Consider the following 14,888-nt stretch of genomic DNA (forward strand, 5'->3'; position numbering starts at 1 on the left):
TAGGGAAGGCTACCCCCCAATGGAATGGATTTTTTTGATATATAAATGGGTCCTCTCGATTTTATAACCAAACATCATGGGTATAATTTCAACCATATCGTTTTTTCCATTTCATGGAATCCTTACATTTGGATACAATTACATGTATAGATGGAAAAGAATTTAAGGTTTGCGGTTTTAGGAGGAGGAAGCTGGGCTACGGCAATTGTCAAAATGTTGACTGAAAACCTTCAGAAGATCACTTGGTATATGCGGAACGAAGATGCCATCGCGCATATTAAGACCCAAAAACACAATCCAAATTATTTAAGTTCGGTAGAATTCGATACCGATCAATTGATCTTAACGGGAGATATCGATACCGCAGTAGGGAACAATGACATTCTTATCTTTGCCATTCCCTCCGCATTTCTTGCTTCCGAATTAAAAAAACTGACCGCCCCCTTAAAGGAAAAAACGATCTTTTCCGCCATTAAGGGCATTGTACCCGAAACAGGGATGATCGTCGGGGAACATTTTCATGAGATCTACAAGATACCCTTTGAGCAAATCGGGGTTATTACGGGTCCCTGCCATGCCGAAGAAGTTGCCTTGGAACGACTTTCCTATCTTACCATCGCCTGTCGTGACAAAGAAAAAGCCGAGTGGGTGGCCCATGCCTTAAAAAGTGACTATATTAAAACAAAGATATCCGATGATATCATCGGCACCGAATATGCAGCAATGCTCAAGAACATCTATGCCATCGCAGCCGGCATATTCCATGGATTGGGCTATGGTGATAATTTTCAAAGTGTACTCATGAGCAATAGTATCCGTGAGATGAAACGCTATATAAAAAGGGTACATAAAATGAAACGCAACATCAATAATTCGGCCTATTTAGGCGATTTATTGGTTACAGGATACTCAACCTTCAGCCGTAACCGCATGTTCGGGAACATGATCGGTAAAGGCTATACCGTCAAAAGTGCCATGATGGAAATGAGCATGGTCGCGGAAGGCTATTATGCCACTAAAAGTGTCTATGAGCAAAAAGCAGGTTTTAAAAGCAAGGTACGGACACCGATCATCGATGCGGTATATGATGTACTTTATCTACATAAAGATGCCAAACGTACTTTTGCTTCCCTTACCCATAAAATAGATTGATCTCTTAAAAAGGGGTGTGAAAGTCGGTATTCTTAAGGCCTGGAGACCCCAACTTGCAACTAAAAAAAGGTGTTTACTCGATAAGGATGGCAATCCTGGCTTCGTTACCCAATGCGTCCACAGCCGTTATGATATGATGTCCCTGCTGCGGTAGAATCCCCTTTTCATGAAAGTTTTCGGTTTGTCCCAAATACGTTTCATCCAAATACCAGTAAACCTGGGTTTTTGGTTTTGAATGGGCCAATTTCAACACCAATTCATTCAATCTTCCCTCGAAATCTTTCGTTAAGCCGATCCTGCTATGGTCTTTAGGGTAAATAAATTCCATGGCTGGTTCCAGAGTGCTTTTGCAGTTTTCCTTAAAAGGCGGTACGGGGCGGTATGTAGGATGGGATTTTTTATAGTAGAACTCCATCATCGGGGGCAATACAAACCAAGATACCCGACGTGCTTCCGACACATCGGTACAGGATGAGTTTACCCTGAATTGTTGCTGTGAATCCAAGAGAACGGTCCTGTGGTAGGGACACGCCTTAACGTAGGCGTTCTTTTTTGGGACGGAAATTGTTTTTGTCGGACATATGTCCGTAGCTAAAAAACCACTGTTTTCACAGACTTCGACTTCTACGAATTCATCCAAGGGTTTTTGGAACCAGGATGATTTTGGCAGCACATCAAAAACATCAAAAAGTATAGGTGCGGCAGTGGTTACCCCCGAAACATTCGGTCTACCTTCCCCATCAGCATTGCCGACCCAGACCCCCACGACGAAATCTTTGGTGACTCCGATGGCCCAAGCATCCTTATTTCCGAAACTCGTCCCTGTTTTCCAAGCCAATTCCTTGCTACTATCGAAGAACTCCCACGACTCCTGGCCTTCAGGGCGGTTCACCTCTTTCATGGCTTCAAACGTAAGATATACACTACCTGCATCAAAAATGGTCTTTGCTATGGATTTTTCACCAAAACCAACCGATTTCCCCTTGATTAGGGTAGGTTCTGAAAATTCCCGTTCATAATATTCACTTGATGTTGCATTAAAATGATTGACGGTGGATGCCAAGGATGCGTATGTTTTACAAAGATCCCAAAGGCTACATTCAGCCCCGCCCAAAATCAATGTAAGGCCGTAATGATCGGCCGGTTTATCAATCCCCTTAAGGTCAAAAGCCTTTAGTTGATCCCGGAATTTCTTTAGACCATAATCTTGCAATAAACGCACTGCCGGGATATTCAAGGAGCGGGCCAAGGCTTTTTTGGCTTCAATGGCACCGCTATACCCTTCGTTGAAATTCTCTGGGGTATACCCCGCAATCTGTGTGGGCAAATCGGGCACCAACATTCCGGGCAAAAGCGCACCTGCATCCAACATGGCGGCGTATAACAACGGTTTGAGGATACTCCCCGTACTTCTGTTGGCCTGGATCATGTCAACATCTTTTTGGTGGTTGCTATCCGTTGGGGTATTTCCGGTATACGCCAAAACCTCCCTGGTATTAACATCCATGACCATTACTGCCCCATTATACACATGATTTTGCCTTAGGTTTTGGTAGTATTTTTGTAAGATGGCATTCACATTGGCCTGCAGATGGGCATCTATGGTAGAAGCAATACGTTCCCCTTTATGATTCCTGGCCAAATAATGTACCAAGTGGGGGGCCGACTTGGGTAGGCTGTAGGGTTTTTGGGGCAATTTTTCCAAGAGGGATAACTCATAGGTGGTACTATCCAAAATACCCTTTTGAAGCAACTTATGGAGTAATCGATTTCTTTTATGCAGTAACCGTTCCTGATTTTTTCCCGGATAAATTAAACTCGGTGCATTGGGCAAAACCGCCAATGTAGCCGATTCGGCCCATGATAATTGATGCGCCTGCAGACCAAAATAACGCCAAGCGGCAACATCAAGTCCTACGACATTACCCCCAAAAGGGGCATTACTCACATAATACCTTAGAATTTCTTCCTTGCTATGGCGAAGTTCCAATCGGGTGGCCAAGATCAATTCAATAGCTTTTTCCCAATAGGATCGTTTTTTCCCATTTCTGGACAATCGGATTACCTGTTGTGTCAATGTACTCCCGCCACGTACCGATTTTCCAGCCTTGATATTGGCCCCAAGGGCCTTTAACATTGAAACCGGATTAAATCCGGGATGTTGATAAAAATGAGCATCCTCAAACTGGAGTATACAGGTTTTGAATTTCAGGGGTACACTGTCGGCCTCTGGAAATCGCCATTGTCCGTCATCCGCGATCACAGCACCCAAAAGCCTGCCTTCTTTACTTTCGACAACAGTTGAAGTGGGGGTATTGAAGAGGTTTTTGGGCAAACAGAAGTAATAGGCAACAAGTAGGACCCCAAGAACCAAAGTCTTCTTTCGGTGGTGTTTGATACGCTGAAAAAACTTGCCCCTTGCCCTAAGTAAAAAATTATATACCGAAACCATATTCACGTTCTACCAAGCAAATTCTTACCTTATACCAAGTGTACCAATCGGATTTGCCTTTCTGCTGTGCGAACAAATGGTCGGTATTCGATTTCCAATGGGAAATATCCTCCAAAGTTTGCCAGTAACTTACGGCTATACCGATTTGATCCCGGGCACTTTCAAAACCCAAAAAACCGGGTTGTTGCCTTGCCAAATCCTCAATATTCCGTGCCATTTTCGCATACCCATCTTCTACATCCGTTCTTTTATTCGTAAAAATGACAGCGTAATAAGGTGGTTTCATAATTAGCTTTGACTTCTATTCTCCCAAACGGGATTTCTTTACGTAGGGATGCCCTACTGCATCAATCGATATATTCTTTCTCCATAAAATAACCCACAAGGGCTTCTTTCATGAGTACCGATTGCTCCCCGGCCTTGAGAGGGGGTAATTCTTCCTTGATCGTATAATGGGGCCAACCATCCTCATCAAAAAAATCGAATTCATAATACCCGTAAGGTTCCAATAACCTACAAATGGCAATATGCATCAGATTCAGTTTCTCGTCCTTTTTAAAGGTTTTATGTATTTGTCCCAACTCCTGAACCCCAACCAAATAAATTATGGCATCCAACTCCAAGGTATCACCAGGTGCAAACTGCTCCGATAGTTTTTCCATCAATCGTTCCCAGCGTTCTTTTAATTGTAGGTCTCTAGACATAGTTTTATTTTCTGGTCCAAAGGTACAAATCAATGTTTTATATTTGTTCAAGAAACTTGTTTTGGCACTTATTGATAACGCCAAAGTATTTTGATGGTTTATTTCCGAGGCAATCGCCAAGGATCCCCTTATAATAGCAATCGGGATGGGAGTGTTGGATATCGTTTTAGGTTTACTGCTGATTTACGGCCTTATCAAGGGTTTTTATAACGGATTATTCATTGAAATCGCTTCGATCATCGCATTGATCGCCGGACTCTATGGTGCCATCCATTTTTCATATATCGCCGGTGATTATCTTGCCCAAAACATGGAATGGAACGAGCGCTACATGAACATTGCGGCATTTATCATCACATTTATCATCATCGTTATTTTGGTACACCTGGCAGGTAAGCTCCTGACAAAAATCGCCAATTTCGCCATGTTAGGGCTGTTGAACAAACTCGCAGGGGCAATTTTCGGGGCCCTAAAGGTGGCGGTCATCGTGGGTGCCCTTTTGGTATTCCTGGAACGTGCGAATTCTTCGGTCAATGTAGTCAAAAGTGAAACAATGGAAGAATCGGTCCTTTATGAACCTATAAAGGAGATCGGGGCCCTGGTGTTCGCTAAAATATTGAAAACAAAGGAAGACGACACCTTGAAGAGGAATAAAAACAGTTCAAGGTAGGAAACCCTAAATCCCCCAATAGGTCAAAGAACGGTAAAAGGATAAAAATCAAAAAGCCGGTATGACCTTCTTTTCACAAAAACCCCTGAATTTATAAAGCAAACCCTTATCGTAACCCAAGGAATATTTTTATAAAAAATGGCGTTTCCTTAACTATGTTTTACACTGGTTTAGAGTAACTTAAGCCTGTACGTTATTTATTGACTACGAAAAATGGTTAAAATCACCTTTTACGATCGGATATGGATTTCATGCATTATTGTGATCCTTCCCGCAATGCGATGTATTACACAGAACGGATTCCCGTAGTTTAGAGATTATATTGGCCATTTAACGATTTAAAACCTAGGTTTACATTAGGTTTTATTCTTTTGCATTGAGAACGATGAAATGAGGGCACATTGAAAAAACTGAAGGACACTCCGTATTATTATAAAGCGATACATGAAATCAACTATAGTTTCGGTGATTTTTATCTATTCGATACTTTTGTTGTTGGGGAATTCCGTGAAAACGTCAATGTATCATGGAAAGAAAATGGAAAGTTGATCGCCGAGGAATTATCAAACTTATACGATAATAACGGTAAGGACATTGTTTATATTTCGCATAGGGTAAACGACTATTCGCTGGTCCCTACCGACTGGAAGACATTCTTTAATTTAAAATACAACCTTAAGGCTTATGGTATTATAAGCTACACCAGGACAGGTTTTTTCAATGCCATGCTCGAAAGGATGTTCATCAACAGCAAGTTCAAATGGTTTAATTCTTTGGAAGACGCCATATCATGGGTCGCTAAAATTTCGAACACCGAGGTTTTACAACCTTTGTCTAACAGAGCTTCCGTCTGATATTCATGATCCATAGAGCGCCCCACCTATAATCCAAAGAAGTAAATTTACTGCACAACTTCTATCCATTTACCTTTGGTTCGTACGGCATAGTCATTATCATACATGGCCTCCGCTTGGATTCCCGGTAAATAATACGTACCCAAATAAGAAGCATTCAACAATACCCTGAAAGTCTTCGTTTCATATTTTTTCAGATCAAAATAGAAATTTGTCCTGTCATCACGAATATCGGTATGATCGACTTCATTTTCGGCAAAAGGGCCAAAATCGGTAAATCGGGTATTTACAATTTCCCATCCACTAGGGAAAATCCGAGTCAGTGCCACATTGTCGATTTTGTTAGGGGTTGAATTGATCAGTGTAACCTCAGCTACGAAATCGGTTCCCTGCCCCATCCTTGAAACATCGATTCGAGAACCGTCCCTACCTTTGAAATTCGAAATTACCTTAAGGTTCCGTACAACTTCCTTCTCTTCGCCTACCGGTAATTTACCACGGTTCACAATAGTGACGTAGAGGGTATTCCGATCCACATTGGTCAAGGTTAGGGCGTTGTCCCCTTCTTTTATTTTGAATTCGTGGCTGGCCAATGTTTTTGCGGTCTTCACCCCGGTCAATGCCCCGTTAAGATCTATCTTCGCTTCGATACCCTTACCGCCGACCAAAGCCGAAAACTTGGCCATGGCCAACAGACAATAAGCGGTGCTTTGGGTACTCATCCATTCTTTTTCACCCAATCTAAGGGCAATGGTATCGGCCAGTTCCCTTGCTTTGACCTTGTTGTTCAACAATACATAAGTTTCCAAGGCCATGGCCCTATTCCTGCTTTCCGATCCAAAGGTGTCGTAATCGGACGTATCATCGGCAAAATCCAAGGTTGCATTTGAGAGCAATTTTTCAGCGACATTTTTTTGTCCGATCAAGGCATAGGTAGCGGCTAAACGGTATTTCGATGCATTGGAAAGACCTTTCGTCTCCCGTAATCGGTTCATCGATGCTACATCGGCATTCCCTGACAAGGCCAAAGTGTACAAGCGATAGGCCTGCGCCAATTCCGGACTTCCCGTACCGCTACGCCATTGTTTTGCCACTTGCTGTTGGTAATTGATCCAACTCGATTTAAATCCGATGGGTAATACAAACCCTTTTTTCTCGGCTTCCAATAAAAAATGTCCGGCATAGGAGGTCCCCCAATCATTGACCCCATGCTGTCCTGGCCAATAGGAGAATCCCCCGTTCGGTAATTGATAACTTCCCAAACGCTGAATAGCATCCTCCAGATGTTTCTGCACTTGGCCTTTTCGATGACTGTCCAAATCAAAAATTTCGGATAAGTACAATTGGGGAAAAGCGGCAGAGGTAACCTGTTCCACGCATCCGTGGGGATAACGGATCAAATATTCCATTCGTCCATTGAAGTTCATCGGTGGCAAGGTCGATAATTCGACTTGGATCGTATTACTGCCTGAAATACCGAAAGACGGTATGTTGATCGTTCGCTTTTCCTGGGGGCCAAGAACCAAATCCTGTACCGTGGATGAGATGGGGTTTGGGTTGACCACATCCATCGGTATTTTGAACGAAGCCTTTTCCCCATTGCCGGAGGCTTCCACAACGACTTCCCCAATACCTGTGAAATCGGATACGTTCAAATTGAAATAGACCATTTGCTCATCAGGCCCTGAAAATGAAATCGTCTGTGATGCCGCACCATCAACGGTAAACGCTTGATTCTTTTTGATCTTTACGGTAACGTCTTTTACCTTTTTTTCCATGGCAAAAACGGTAATGGGAAGGGTAACCTGCTCCCCAGAGGTCATCTTACGCGGTAAGGACCCCAATACCATTAAAGGTATACGTACTGGGGTGGTCATCTCGGTACTGCCATAAGCCGCACTCGTGCTTTCCCCGGCAATGACCATGGTGCGTACCGATCCCACGTATTTTGGTATTTGTATCGTATGTGATCTGGTTTGACCCGGTTGTAATTCAAAAGGACCCAAATAAACGACCATAGGTTCAAAACGGTTCGCCTTTTTGTTTTTGGCCCCCGCCAATTCCCCATCCCCACCGATGGCAAATACCTGATCGATCCGACCTCCATAGGCCCCAATGACATCATCATAAATATCCCAGGTTTTTACGCCCAAAGCTTCATGGGCATAAAAGGTGTTCCAGGGATCTGGTGTCTTGAACCGGGTAAGATCCAAAAGACCTTCATCTACGATAGCCACACTATATGTCATTGCCTTTTTGTTGGCCTCACTTACCTTTAACGTTACACTTTCCTCTGGCCGCAATACCTCTGGCATCGCAAGTACCGGCTCCAATTTAGTGGCCCGATCCTCAACGGAAATGGGTATTACGCCATAAAGCCGAATCGGGGCGTCATTCAATAAAGATGCATGGGGTTGCAAAAGGGATATATGGATAAAGACATTGGGGGCGTACAAATCCTTTATGGGTAATTGAAACCGGGTTTCTCCCTTTGTGGTCCCCACCCAAAGTGATTCGAGCACCTCATTGCCATTTTCAACAGTGACCAAAGCCCTACCTCCTTCAGAACTTGGGAAGGTTACCGTGGCGGTATCCCCGACATTATATTTTTCCTTATCGGTGGAAAAAACCAACATGGTAGCCGCCGAGGGGTCATTTTTTATAGACCTTCCTGCCCATCCCGGCCAATCGATATACAGGGTCTTTCCTGCGGAATGTCCTCCATTGGGATCCTCGACACGTACCAAATAGCGCCCCCAATCGGGATATTTCAATTCAAAGGTAAAGGTGGCCTTCCCTTTTGAATCCGTGCCAATGGTTTTATCGAAAACCTTCTCCCGATACGTACTACTGCTAAAATTACTGAGGTTGTCCTCGGAAGTATCCCACCACCATTTCCAATTTACCTTATGTATGGTTACCTTCAGATTGGCCACCGCTTTCGGATTTCCTTTTTCATCGACCGAAACAACCTCGAAAAGGTGTTTGGTATCTGTCAACAACATGCCCCTAGCCTTATCCCCTTTAGGGGTATTGAGGCCGACATAAGTTTGATAGGGGGAATAGGGTTTTACAAAAACATCGGTACTGAAATCCCCACCGTTTTCATACACCTTGGTCATAAATACAGCGTTCAACATTCCAGGGGCGCGATTTGTCAATCGGGCATCCATGCTGAAAATGGCTTTACCCTCCGCATTCAACCTGCCATCGAAAATACGTTGCTCCTCAGGTGCAAAAACCCTTGTGGGATCATCGAAGACATAACCCGGAAAAGATTCAAAACTTGTTTTTTGCGTATTGAATTTGGCAGTTACATCGGCCTTAAGGTTTTTTGCAATGGCCCCATGGAGCCATTTAACCTCCAGTTGACCGGTAATGGGGTTGGCACTGGAAAGCACCTCGCTCCCAAAATCCGATTTGATCTTTAAACGATTGGGTTTTATGGTCTCAATCTTGATCGTTTTGGTAAATGAAGCCCCACCGACGGTTACTTTGGCCAACCAATTTCCCGTTGGGGCATTTTCGTCGGTCTTGATATTGAAGTGATAGAAATTGTTCAATCCGGAAGTTTGGACTTCCCTTAAAACCACTTTATTATATGGATCCAATAATTCCAATTTTACCGGATGGTTTTCCGGTAATTTGTTGGCATTATCGTTTAAGAGGAACGAAAGGTAGATTCGGTCCCCGGGACGCCAAACCCCTCTCTCGCCAAAAATAAACCCCTTGATGCCTTTTTGCAATCGTTCTCCCGACACATTGAACTTACTTACCGAAAGTGCGTTGCCATCATTAAGCTTTACGTACGTTTTCTGTCCGTTATTTTCAACTATGGCAAAGAATGCCGTCTTTTCGGCGTCGAAAACAGACATACCCTCCCCATCGGTTATCACATTACCAATGGGCTGTTGTTGGAAATTATAGAACGTTACCTTGGCACCGGCGACAGGGGCAGTATTCAAAATATCGTTCACTGCAACGAAATAACTGTTGTTGATCCCTTTTTTTATCGTAACCCCAAGATCACTGGCCAATACGTTGAGTCCTATTTTCTTGTTGTAGTAATAAGAGGTATGGCAAGGGTTATCGCGCTCGTTCCAATTATAATCGTAATAGTAATCCTGATAATAGGTCTCGACGCCATCCCAAGAACTATCCACCACGTCACCGTCATAGTCCTCTTCAGTTTCCATCGCGGTACCAAAGTTCGTTGCCTCACATACATAGGAACTATACGACGGCTTAAAATCCAATTCCACCCTATAGATTGCGCCGGGATCGGGCTGGATCAATGTCTTTAGGTCCAACGCATGGGCCGTCCATTTGCCATTCGTGTTGGACAATTGGGTTTGTAATTCTATTTTCTTCTTGGCAACAGGGCGTGCTACGGAACGCAAATTGTAATTACCGTCCATTTCATTGCCTTGAAGAAACTGGAGGATATTGTTTTCGTATATCTTCAAAACGGTAACATCGACCGCATTGAGATTCACGGTCTCAAAATTTATCTTTAGGTTGTTGGAAGCGGGCAATATCGTTCCGTTGGTCAAAAAACGGACTTCAGGTTTTATTTGTTCAAAAGCCACACGTTCCTCATACTTGGATTTCAATTTATAACCATCGGCACTTTCGATTCCCTCAAAAACCTCGATTTTGGAAGCCCCTTTGATTTCTTGATCGGGATATACTTTAAGGGTATTGCCATCAATCGAAAATTTAGGATCGGTAGCACCTCCCAAAACTACCAGTCCTTTCAAATTTTGCCCCTTTTTTATGGGGTCAGAAAAATTGATCGACACCATTTGCCCTTCCCCAATATGCACTATGGCTTCCATTACCGTGAAATTGTTCTTCCCGGGAATCTGAATGGCTTGTTTTCCTGAGCTTTCAATGGCCCGCTTTGAGCCGTCCCATGAAATTTCAAGGGAAGTGTCCTCTATATAGCGCTGAATACTGTCTATCTTAAAATAAAACTGGGTGCCTTCCTTTATCGTCTCGTCAAAGATCACCTTGACCGCTTTTCCTTCATGGGTAACCGACACCAGTTCATTCAATACACTTAAGGGCATTATATCGGCACTTCGCACTTGTCCGTTTATGTACTGTAGCTCTTTGGAATACGACTGTAACGGCTCTGTATATAGATTGAATTGTTGCTTTTGGGTCTTTATCCCAAAGACCATATTCCGAAGCTCTTTAGGCACCTCATCAATGATTTCCTTTACGGCCAAAGTAAACGTATATTCGGTATCCTGCTCAAATCCCTTCTCAGGGACAAAGGCTATGGTCCTATTATTCAAGGACACTACTTTCCCCTTTACCTTTGGGGAAACCAAAAGCAGGTCATTATCCAACCCGCCCCCATTTTCCCATGAGGGGATAGGTTTTTGTAGCACGACACGAACATCACTTTTTGTGGATATGATCCCATGGGTGATCTCCGAGATGTATTCCTGGTATTTAGCAAGGTCATCGAAAGGTTCGAGTGAAGTTTCTTTTTTGGAGGTACATCCGATAAGCAACAAAAAAACGGCACTTAAACGGAAGAATTGAGCAATTTTCATGAAAAGCACTATTTAAGTGCATTAAAAGTAATGGGGATTTTTATAAAATCAATCCCGAATCCCATAAAATTATCGATTGACATCAAAACGGGTTACAAAAGCAAGATTCCTCCCGTTATTAAATGGGTTTTATTCCTTTTAAAATTGATAAATACCCGTGGCAATAATTACCGAATTTGCAAAAGTGTCTGGCCATTCATCGAAAAAAAACATCTTTTCATAGGTAAATACAGCAATTTTTTCTATCATTACGGCTGTTGAACCTACCCCATTCAACACGAGAACACGAGACCCCAATTCTCCACCTACTTATTTTCGGATTACACCTACTTACAATTTAGAACATTGTATGAAAATGAGATTGCCACACGCATTCCTCATGATGTTCGTTATTATTTTGGGTTCTTGTAGTAAAGAATCATTGGATGATGCGAATATTCTGGAGGCTGAAAATGTTATTGAAGTAGAGTACGAACTTTTGGATATCGTCAATGACCATCGGGTATCTTTAGGATATTCTTCATTGGAAACAAGTACCCTTGCCTATGAATATGCCAATGCGCACAATGATTATATGATAGCAGCCGGAGATTTAAGCCATGATGGTTTTAGCTCAAGGGCCTCTAGTATCGCCTCTGAGGTGAATGCGGAAATGGTTGCGGAGAACGTTGCCAAAGATTACACCACTGCTTACGAAGCCTTTCAAAATTGGCTGGCCAGTTCCGACCATAAAAAAACAATGGAAGGTGATTTTACCCATACTGCGGTCAGTGTAAAGGCTGACTCCCAAGGCAATCTCTACTTTACACAGCTCTTTTATAGATAAACCATAAATACGGCATTCTTTTCTTACATTTGAATTACCGACCGTAATGGTGTTGGTACGGGTTGCAAACAACAGATCGTTAATTTTCAAATATCAATTATGCCAATTCTACCTCCTTTTAATCTACATCAATGGATAGAAGAAAACCGGGACCTTTTAAAACCGCCGGTGGGAAACAAAAACCTATATAAGGAATCCGGGGATTATATTGTGATGATCGTAGCGGGACCAAATGCACGAAAAGACTATCATTATAATGAGACCGAAGAGCTTTTCTACCAATTGGAAGGAAACATCGAAGTGCATATCCAAGAAGACGACCGGAAAAAGACCATGAAACTAGGACCCGGGGACATGTACCTGCATCCTGCAAAGGTTCCCCACTCCCCCGTTCGCCATGAAGGATCGATCGGCCTGGTCATAGAACGCAAAAGAGCCCATATGAAGGTAGATGACGGCTTGCTTTGGTATTGTGATAATTGTAACCATAAATTATATGAAGTCTATTTTACCCTACATGATATCGAAAAGGATTTCCTAGGGCATTTCAAACAATTTTATGGCTCGGAAGCATTGCGTACCTGTGATAAATGTGGCACCGTAATGCCGGTCGATGAACGCTTTATATCAAAGGATTAACCCATGACATTGGGAATCGACATTCTTATAGGTGCGGTGGCACTTTTGCACCTTTATTTTCTTTGGTTCGAGATGTTCGCTTGGACAACGAAAGGCAAAAAAATATTCAACAAATTCCCAAAAGACCTCTTCGAGCCTACAAAGACCCTTGCGGCCAACCAAGGCTTGTACAATGGTTTTCTTGCAGGGGGACTCCTTTGGTCCCTTCTTATAGACAACCCCAATTGGGCCTCGAATATCGCACTCTTCTTTTTGGCGTGTGTGGCCATAGCCGGCGTTTATGGGGCACTTACCGTGGATAGGAAAATATTCTTTGTCCAAGCTGTGCCGGCAGTCATTGCCATAACCCTTATTTTATTATGATAATCGTCGCTGCTTAAAGCTTAAGGGGTTATTAAAGGCCAATCGGCCCGATTATTCGTAAATTTGTCATAAATTCAACAATACTTAGCTAAAAAGTTATAAAATGTCACATATAGTTACGGAATTCGGCATCCAAGATGCCCTTCAACAATTAGGAATAAAAGCCCTTAACGACGGTACTTCAACAGGCTCCGAAAATTTTGGTTCAGGGGATATCATTGCTTCATACTCCCCCGTGGACGGCGCCCTGATCGGAAAGGTAAAAACCACGACCAAGGCAGATTATGGTAAAGTGATGGTCCAAGCCACAGATGCCTTTAAGACATGGCGAACTACCCCAGCGCCCCAACGGGGTGAAATCGTACGCCAATTCGGCGAAAAACTTCGGGAACTCAAAGAACCCTTGGGCAAATTGGTGTCCTATGAAATGGGAAAAAGTTATCAGGAAGGATTAGGGGAGGTCCAGGAAATGATCGATATCTGTGATTTTGCGGTCGGACTCTCACGACAGCTCCACGGATTGACCATGCACTCCGAACGCCCGGGGCATCGTATGTACGAACAGTACCATCCTTTAGGGGTAGTGGGTATTATTTCAGCCTTTAATTTCCCCGTTGCCGTGTGGGCCTGGAATACGGCACTCGCATGGATCTGTGGTGATGTTTGCATTTGGAAGCCATCGGAAAAAGTACCCCTTTGTGGCATCGCCTGTCAACATATAGCTGCGCAGGTTTTTAAGGCAAATAACCTTCCGGAAGGCATTTCCTGTTTGATCAATGGGGATTATAAGGTCGGGGAATTCATGACCCAGGACCCCCGCGTTCCGTTGATCTCTGCCACAGGCTCGGTACGAATGGGGAAAATCGTGGCACAAGTCGTTGCTTCCCGCCTAGGGAAATCATTGCTCGAGCTTGGCGGTAACAACGCCATTATCGTTACCCCGGATGCCGACATAAAAATGACCATTATCGGGGCGGTTTTTGGCGCTGTGGGTACGGCCGGCCAACGCTGTACATCGACCAGAAGATTGATCATACACGAATCTATTTACGACACGGTAAAGGAGGCATTGGTGCGCGCCTATAACCAATTGAAAATCGGCAATCCCTTGGACGAAAACAACCATGTCGGCCCCTTGATCGATACCGATGCCGTTGCCCTTTATGAAAATGCCCTGAGAAAAGTCCAGGAAGAGGGAGGTACCTTACTGGTTGAAGGCGGTGTTTTAAAAGGCGAAGGCTATGAAAGTGGGTGTTATGTGAAACCAGCCATTGCCGAGGCCCGTAATAATTTTAAAATCGTACAGCATGAGACCTTTGCCCCAGTACTCTATTTACTGAAATATTCCGGGGACGTAACCAATGCCATAGCATTACAGAACGGGGTGGATCAAGGGCTATCGTCGGCCATAATGACCAATAATCTCCGGGAAGCTGAAACCTTCCTTTCCTGTGTTGGCAGTGATTGTGGTATAGCCAATGTGAACATAGGTACTTCCGGTGCTGAAATAGGGGGTGCATTTGGCGGTGAAAAGGAAACCGGGGGTGGACGTGAATCCGGGTCGGATGCTTGGAAAATCTATATGAGGAGACAAACGAACACGATCAATTACACGACTGAACTACCTTTGGCACAAGGCATTAAATTCGATTTATAGCAAA

11 protein-coding genes are annotated in these 14,888 nt (G+C 43.6%); 7 read left to right on the plus strand and 4 right to left on the minus strand.

Translation table 11 applies throughout. The features are described from left to right. The first annotated feature begins 150 nt into the window (after positions 1-150). Complete coding sequence (locus tag PHU20_RS14860) at positions 151-1,152, plus strand: NAD(P)H-dependent glycerol-3-phosphate dehydrogenase (RefSeq protein WP_274826178.1); 1,002 nt, start codon at positions 151-153, stop codon at positions 1,150-1,152. Between the two features lie 73 nt (positions 1,153-1,225). On the opposite strand, the gene pbpC is transcribed toward PHU20_RS14860, so the two are convergent. From pbpC to PHU20_RS14875, 3 genes are all read right to left on the minus strand, one after another. Beyond that, on the minus strand, positions 1,226-3,604 hold the full coding sequence (gene pbpC, locus PHU20_RS14865) for a penicillin-binding protein 1C (protein ID WP_274826179.1): 2,379 nt from the start codon (positions 3,602-3,604) through the stop codon (positions 1,226-1,228). Then, positions 3,588-3,890 carry an antibiotic biosynthesis monooxygenase family protein gene (locus PHU20_RS14870; protein ID WP_274826180.1) on the minus strand — a complete coding sequence of 101 codons (303 nt, stop codon included), beginning with the start codon at positions 3,888-3,890 and terminating at the stop codon, positions 3,588-3,590. Before PHU20_RS14870 ends, pbpC begins: the two co-directional genes overlap by 17 nt. 61 nt (positions 3,891-3,951) lie before the next feature. After that, positions 3,952-4,308 (minus strand): hypothetical protein, encoded by a 357-nt coding sequence (locus tag PHU20_RS14875; protein ID WP_274826181.1) that lies wholly within the window; start codon positions 4,306-4,308, stop codon positions 3,952-3,954. A gap of 145 nt (positions 4,309-4,453) precedes the next feature. On the opposite strand from PHU20_RS14875, the gene PHU20_RS14880 reads away from it, so the two are divergent. Both PHU20_RS14880 and PHU20_RS14885 read left to right on the plus strand, forming a co-directional pair. After that, positions 4,454-4,978, plus strand: coding sequence for a CvpA family protein (locus PHU20_RS14880; RefSeq protein WP_274826182.1), 525 nt, complete (start codon positions 4,454-4,456; stop codon positions 4,976-4,978). A gap of 401 nt (positions 4,979-5,379) precedes the next feature. Continuing rightward, on the plus strand, positions 5,380-5,832 hold the full coding sequence (locus PHU20_RS14885; RefSeq protein ID WP_274826183.1) for a hypothetical protein: 453 nt from the start codon (positions 5,380-5,382) through the stop codon (positions 5,830-5,832). A 47-nt stretch (positions 5,833-5,879) separates the two neighbouring features. Here the strand turns inward: PHU20_RS14885 and PHU20_RS14890 are convergent, their stop codons facing one another. Then, the gene (locus PHU20_RS14890; RefSeq protein ID WP_274826184.1) at positions 5,880-11,399 is read right to left on the minus strand and encodes an alpha-2-macroglobulin family protein; all 5,520 of its coding nucleotides are present in this window, start codon (positions 11,397-11,399) and stop codon (positions 5,880-5,882) included. 349 nt (positions 11,400-11,748) lie between these two features. Here PHU20_RS14890 and PHU20_RS14895 point away from each other — a divergent pair, with 349 nt between their 5' ends. The 4 genes from PHU20_RS14895 to amaB all read left to right on the plus strand — a co-directional run bounded on the left by PHU20_RS14895 (position 11,749) and on the right by amaB (position 14,884). Continuing rightward, positions 11,749-12,225: a CAP domain-containing protein gene (locus PHU20_RS14895; RefSeq protein WP_274826185.1), complete on the plus strand. Its 477-nt coding sequence runs from the start codon at positions 11,749-11,751 to the stop codon at positions 12,223-12,225. A gap of 99 nt (positions 12,226-12,324) precedes the next feature. After that, positions 12,325-12,864, plus strand: a complete 540-nt coding sequence (locus tag PHU20_RS14900; protein WP_274826186.1) for a 3-hydroxyanthranilate 3,4-dioxygenase — start codon at positions 12,325-12,327, stop codon at positions 12,862-12,864. 3 nt (positions 12,865-12,867) lie between these two features. Next, complete coding sequence (locus PHU20_RS14905; protein ID WP_274826187.1) at positions 12,868-13,227, plus strand: DUF1304 domain-containing protein; 360 nt, start codon at positions 12,868-12,870, stop codon at positions 13,225-13,227. Positions 13,228-13,330: 103 nt separating this feature from the next. After that, positions 13,331-14,884, plus strand: a complete 1,554-nt coding sequence (gene amaB / locus PHU20_RS14910) for an L-piperidine-6-carboxylate dehydrogenase (protein ID WP_274826188.1) — start codon at positions 13,331-13,333, stop codon at positions 14,882-14,884. The last annotated feature ends 4 nt before the right edge of the window (positions 14,885-14,888 follow it).

The organism is Maribacter polysaccharolyticus (genome assembly GCF_028882255.1).
In the GTDB taxonomy this organism is placed as follows: Bacteria; Bacteroidota; Bacteroidia; order Flavobacteriales; family Flavobacteriaceae; genus Maribacter_A; species Maribacter_A polysaccharolyticus.